General features: G+C 70.1%; 6 protein-coding genes and 2 pseudogenes. 4 read left to right on the plus strand and 4 right to left on the minus strand.

Annotated features, from left to right (window positions below):
* Positions 1 to 94: 94 nt before the first annotated feature.
* Positions 95 to 523, plus strand: a complete 429-nt coding sequence (locus KUTG_RS53445; protein WP_052394536.1) for a hypothetical protein — start codon at positions 95 to 97, stop codon at positions 521 to 523.
* On the opposite strand, the gene KUTG_RS14835 is transcribed toward KUTG_RS53445, so the two are convergent.
* Entirely contained in the window at positions 433 to 1662 is a 1230-nt protein-coding gene (locus tag KUTG_RS14835; RefSeq protein ID WP_052394538.1) for an MFS transporter, read from the minus strand. The two genes, KUTG_RS53445 and KUTG_RS14835, sit on opposite strands and share 91 nt — an antisense overlap.
* A 140-nt stretch (positions 1663 to 1802) precedes the next feature.
* On the opposite strand from KUTG_RS14835, the gene KUTG_RS14840 reads away from it, so the two are divergent.
* The 3 genes from KUTG_RS14840 to KUTG_RS14850 all read left to right on the plus strand — a co-directional run bounded on the left by KUTG_RS14840 (position 1803) and on the right by KUTG_RS14850 (position 3435).
* Positions 1803 to 2234, plus strand: a complete 432-nt coding sequence (locus KUTG_RS14840) for a MarR family winged helix-turn-helix transcriptional regulator (RefSeq protein WP_084579330.1) — start codon at positions 1803 to 1805, stop codon at positions 2232 to 2234.
* Between the two features lie 69 nt (positions 2235 to 2303).
* Positions 2304 to 2657, plus strand: coding sequence for a BlaI/MecI/CopY family transcriptional regulator (locus KUTG_RS14845; RefSeq protein WP_043717437.1), 354 nt, complete (start codon positions 2304 to 2306; stop codon positions 2655 to 2657).
* Positions 2650 to 3435: a M56 family metallopeptidase gene (locus KUTG_RS14850; protein WP_052394540.1), complete on the plus strand. Its 786-nt coding sequence runs from the start codon at positions 2650 to 2652 to the stop codon at positions 3433 to 3435. Before KUTG_RS14845 ends, KUTG_RS14850 begins: the two co-directional genes overlap by 8 nt.
* 3 nt (positions 3436 to 3438) lie before the next feature.
* On the opposite strand, the gene KUTG_RS66185 is transcribed toward KUTG_RS14850, so the two are convergent.
* The 3 genes and pseudogenes from KUTG_RS66185 to KUTG_RS66195 all read right to left on the minus strand — a co-directional run.
* The gene (locus KUTG_RS66185) at positions 3439 to 3654 is read right to left on the minus strand and encodes an undecaprenyl diphosphate synthase family protein (protein ID WP_084579332.1); all 216 of its coding nucleotides are present in this window, start codon (positions 3652 to 3654) and stop codon (positions 3439 to 3441) included.
* A 187-nt stretch (positions 3655 to 3841) separates the two neighbouring features.
* Positions 3842 to 4219: pseudogene (locus KUTG_RS66190) on the minus strand (undecaprenyl diphosphate synthase family protein); the annotation flags it as partial.
* Positions 4220 to 4419: 200 nt separating this feature from the next.
* A pseudogene (locus tag KUTG_RS66195) lies at positions 4420 to 4586 on the minus strand (helix-turn-helix transcriptional regulator); the annotation flags it as partial.

Genomic DNA, 4586 nt, shown 5'->3' on the forward strand with positions numbered 1-4586 from the left:
CGGCTCGATCGAGCCGCGGATGGATCCGGCCGGCGGCGTTGATCCCGTGGGGCGACCTGTGGACGTACTCGAACCCGATCTTCGTGGACGTGCGGTGACGCTGTACACGGCCGACGGCGGCCATCGTGATCGGCACGAGGCCGAGCATTTCGCGCTGGAGCTGGCGCCCTCGGCTTCGTTGCTGTGCACGCATGTGGTGCGGGAGCCGTCGCCGCACCACGCCGTGTCCTTCGAGCTGGACGGCCCGGCGGACTTCGCGGTGGCTTCGCGTGAAGGCGGGCGAGCGTTCCGATTTCCCGGTCAGGACGCCTTGCGGGGCTCGCTACCAGTGCGGGATCTCGTGGCGCTGAGCGCTATCAACCGTGTCGTCGGTGTCGGTTGCACCGTCACCGACGACACGGTCGTGGACACGCGGGACTACGTGCGCCCGGTCTATGCGGACGGGCTGCTCACGCTGCACGTCACGCCGGCTGCCGCCGGTTCCGTTGTGCCGCTGGAGGTCGAGGGCGCCCACGTCTGCTGACGCCGTTCCAGCAGGCCCGAGGCGACGGCGACGACCAGGCCGGCGAAGGCCAGCGCCGCGCCGATCCAGCTCGGGGACGTGTAGCCCAGGCCGGCGCCGATGGCCAGGCCGCCCAGCCAGGCCCCGAACGCGTTGCCGAGGTTGAAGGCGGCGATGTTCGCCGTCGACGCCAACGCCGGCGCGCCGTCGGCCTGCTGCATGACACGGGTCTGGAAGCCGGGGACCGTGGCGAAGCCGATGGCGCCGAACAGGAACAGGGTGATCGCGGCCGGGATCTGGGCGTGCGCCGTGAACACGAACACCAGCAGGATCGCGGCCAGGGCAGCGAGGGTGACGTACAGGCTGGGCATCAGCTTCTTGTCGGCCAATTTGCCGCCGACCAGGTTGCCGACCACCAGGCCGATGCCGAACAGCACCAGCAGCCAGGTCACCGCGCCGTTGGAGAAGCCCGCGACCTGGGTCATCATCGGCGCGATGTACGTGAAGGCGGCGAACACGGCGCCGAAACCCAGCGCGGTCATCGCCAGCGCCAGCAGCACCTGCGGGCGTTTCAGCACGGCCAGCTCGCCGCGCAGGCCGGGGCCCGGTTCGAGCGGCTGCTTCGGCACCAGGAAGGCGACGCCAAGCAGGCCGACCACGCCCAGCGCCGTGACCGCCCAGAACGTGGAACGCCAGCCGAACGCCTGGCCCAGAGCGGTGCCGCCGGGCACGCCGAGCACGTTGGCCACCGTCAGGCCGGTGAACATCAGGGCGATGGCGCTGGCCTGCTTGGCCGCCGGAACCAGGCTGGCCGCGACCACCGATCCGACGCCGAAGAACGCGCCGTGGGCCAGCGCCGCGACCACCCGGCCGGTCAGCAGCAGGGCGTAGCTGTGGGCCAGCGCGGAGATCAGGTTGCCGGCGATGAACAGCACCATCAGGCCGAGCAGCAGGTTCTTGCGGGGCAGCCGGTTGCCGGCCACCGTCAGCAGCGGTCCGCCGACGACCACGCCCAGGGCGTAGCCGGAGATCAACAGGCCCGCCGTCGGGATCGTGACGTGAAGGTCGCCCGCGACCTCCGGCAGCAGGCCCATGATGACGAACTCGGTGGTGCCGATGCCGAATGCGCTGACCGCCAGTGCGAGCAGGGCGAGGGGCATGACTCGTAGTCCTTCCCCTGGGTCCTTCCCCAGTAGACTCTCAGGTAGCAAGCTTCCGCAATAGTTGCAGACGCTTGTTAATGTTGCACGCAAGGATGCCCCGGGCGACTCGATGTGGGCAAGCCGAGGAGGAGTGAGCCGTGACACTGGCCGACGAGGACGTCCGGCGCGCGCAGGGCTGGTGCACGCTGGCTGCCCTGCACAACCGCATCGAGGACCGGCTGGAGCGGGCCCTACAGGCCTCGCACGACCTGTCCGTCCGGGAGTACAGCGTGCTGCTGACACTGTCCACGCAGGTCGAGCACCACCTGCGCATGAACCAGCTGGCCGACGCCGTCGTGCTCAGCCAGTCCGCCACCACCCGGCTGGTCAACCGGCTTGAGGACCGCGGGCTGCTGCGCCGCTACCTGTGCCCGACCGACCGCCGCGGCATCTACACCGAGGTCACCGAGGCCGGGTTCGCCCTGCTGGAGGCCGCCCGGCCCGTCAACGACGCCGAACTGGAGAAGGCGCTCGGCGAGGCCGCCCTCAACCCCGAGTTCGCGCCCCTGGTCCGGGCCTTGTCGGCCTGACCGTCGAATCGATGCCCGGTTAACAGCAACCCCTAGGTGTCAGAGCGTGACCGGTCGTAGATTGTCCCGATGCGACGCAGGTCCGGCGAACTCGAGTCCGAGGTGCTGGCGGCGCTGTGGGCGGCCGACGGCGCGATGACGCCCGCCCAGGTGCAGACGGAGCTCGGGGGCTCGCTCGCGTACACCACCGTGGTCACCATCCTGTCCCGGCTGCACGACAAGGGCGTGGCTGCACGGGAGAGGCAAGGTAGGGCGTACGCCTACTCCCCAGTGCAGGACGAACCGGGCCGGGCCGCCGGTCGGATGCGTAAGCTCCTCGACGCCGAGCCGGACCGGCGCCTGGTGCTGACCCGGTTCGTGACGGACCTGAGCGAGGAGGACGAAGTGCTGCTGCGACAGCTGCTCGCGGACTCGGATGGATGACGGCGCGCTGGTGCCGCTGTTGGCACCGATGTTGGCCTGGGCACTGATTCCCTGCCGCTCGTGGCAGCCCCGGTCGACCAGCTGGCTGATCGCGGCGATCAGCGTGTTGTTGGCACTGGCCAGCACCGTGACCCTCGCCGTGACCGCCGTGTCCTGTCTGCTCAGCGGATCCGTTGCCCTGGGCGCCGTACTGGCCGTTGCGTTCTGTGCCGCCGTCACCGCCGTCGGCGCCGCCGCTTGGCACCGTCGCCAGGCATGGCGGATTCCCGTTGACGGGCTTGCCCTTCTGCCCGACGACGAGCCCGTGGCCTACGCGCTGCCCGGTGGCGTCGTCGTGTCCAGGGGCATGGTCCGTGCCCTGTGCGCCGACCAGCGCCGGGCCCTGCTCGCCCACGAGCGAGCCCACGTTTCCCTGCACCACCACCGTTTCGTGCTGCTCGTCGACCTCGCCAGCGCCGCCGCTCCCCTGCTGTGGCCCTTGCGCGACACCGTTCGGTACACAGTGGAGCGTTGGGCCGACGAGGTCGCCGCCACCGCCACCGGTGACCGCGTGCTCACCGCCCGTGCCGTCGCCACCGCCGCCCTCGCCGCCCGCCACGCCCGCCTCTCCGTCGCCACCCTCGGCATCTCCGCCGGCCCCGTCCCCCAGCGCGTCGCCGCGTTGTTGACGCCCGCCCGCCCCCGCTACCGCTACCTGGCCCTGCTCACCGTCGCCCTCGTCGCCTACGTCTTCAGCGAAGCCACCGAAGCCGTCCTGGACATGTGGCAGCTGTTCTAGGGTTCATGCCCCGTGACGCCGTTGTCGCTGGGCGTAACTCCGCAGTGCCCGCAGGAAGTCCACCTCCCGGAAGGCCGGCCAGTAGGCCTCGCAGAAGTACAGCTCCGCGTAGGCGCTCTGCCACAGCAGGAAGTTCGACTGTGCTTGTGCCGCGCGTTCCGCGCGGGGCGAGGCCGCTCGTGACCGGTGCCTTCCCTTGCCAGATTTCGACCGCCGCATCGGCTCGGGTGGCGGCGCGCGTCAGGTGGCGGCGATCGAAATCTGCCAACCGGTCCAGGCACCGGCGCGGCCTCGCGACTGGCTTGGCACCCCCAATGATTTCGTTCCCCACCCCGCACCAGACCCCCATCGCCCGCATGACGGCATGCGCCGTGCTGTCCGGCAACACATCCAGGCTCCCCGCGATGTGCACCCGCCAGTGGTCGTTGCGCTTCGTCAGCCGCTCCGCGACGACGTCCTCGATCACCCCCATCAGGTAGGCCACTTCATCGTCGCCCCGATGTTCCAGGTTCTCCGTCGAGCACACGAACACCGTCACGTGCTCGATTCCCATTGCCCTGCACCACTCCAGCACGTCATCCACGTGCTCCGCCCCGTACCGGTGCCCGACGCTCGGCGACACCATGCCCCTCTGCCGGGCCCACCTCCGGTTCCCGTCCATGATCAGCCCCACGTGCCGCGGCACCGGGCCGTCCGCCACCCGCCTCCGCAGGCGCCGGGTGTACAGGGCATAGAGCGGTCCCGTGAGCCAAGAAGCCATGCCCCCACGCAACCAGGCGTTCATGGAGATGCGGCGCAGATCGTGTGAGGGCTTTGTGGGTAACTCGACCTGACATCGATCTCGCTCGGTCTGCTGCAACGAAATCCGAACTCGCACCGCCGGGGTGCCGCCCGAGCGGCGGCCGCCACAACCTGGCTGAAACGCGGGCGCGGTTCAGCGGACCTCGACGACCTGTCCGATGAACCGCGCCCAAACCGGTCCTACTACCCCGCCCGATCCTCGCTCCCGATCCGGGGGAACGGTGTGGTCGAGAAGACGACCTCCACCGGCACCTCGAAGTACTCGGCGATGCGCAGGGCCAGGGAACAGGCTGGCGCTGTACTCGCCGCGTTCGAGGTAGCCGACGGGTCTGGTAGTGCACGCCCAGCGC

Origin of the sequence: Kutzneria sp. 744 (assembly GCF_000568255.1) — a bacterium.
Taxonomy (GTDB): domain Bacteria; phylum Actinomycetota; class Actinomycetes; order Mycobacteriales; family Pseudonocardiaceae; genus Kutzneria.

What these genes read in the sequence shown, in the direction of transcription:
- KUTG_RS14835 (WP_052394538.1), bottom strand. Translation starts at nt 1,662, where the DNA reads ATGCCCCTCGCCCTGCTCGCACTGGCGGTCAGCGCATTCGGCATCGGC.
- KUTG_RS14845 (WP_043717437.1), top strand. Translation starts at nt 2,304, where the DNA reads ATGCGACGCAGGTCCGGCGAACTCGAGTCCGAGGTGCTGGCGGCGCTG.
- KUTG_RS14850 (WP_052394540.1), top strand. Translation starts at nt 2,650, where the DNA reads ATGGATGACGGCGCGCTGGTGCCGCTGTTGGCACCGATGTTGGCCTGG.
- KUTG_RS66185 (WP_084579332.1), bottom strand. Translation starts at nt 3,654, where the DNA reads ATGCGGCGGTCGAAATCTGGCAAGGGAAGGCACCGGTCACGAGCGGCC.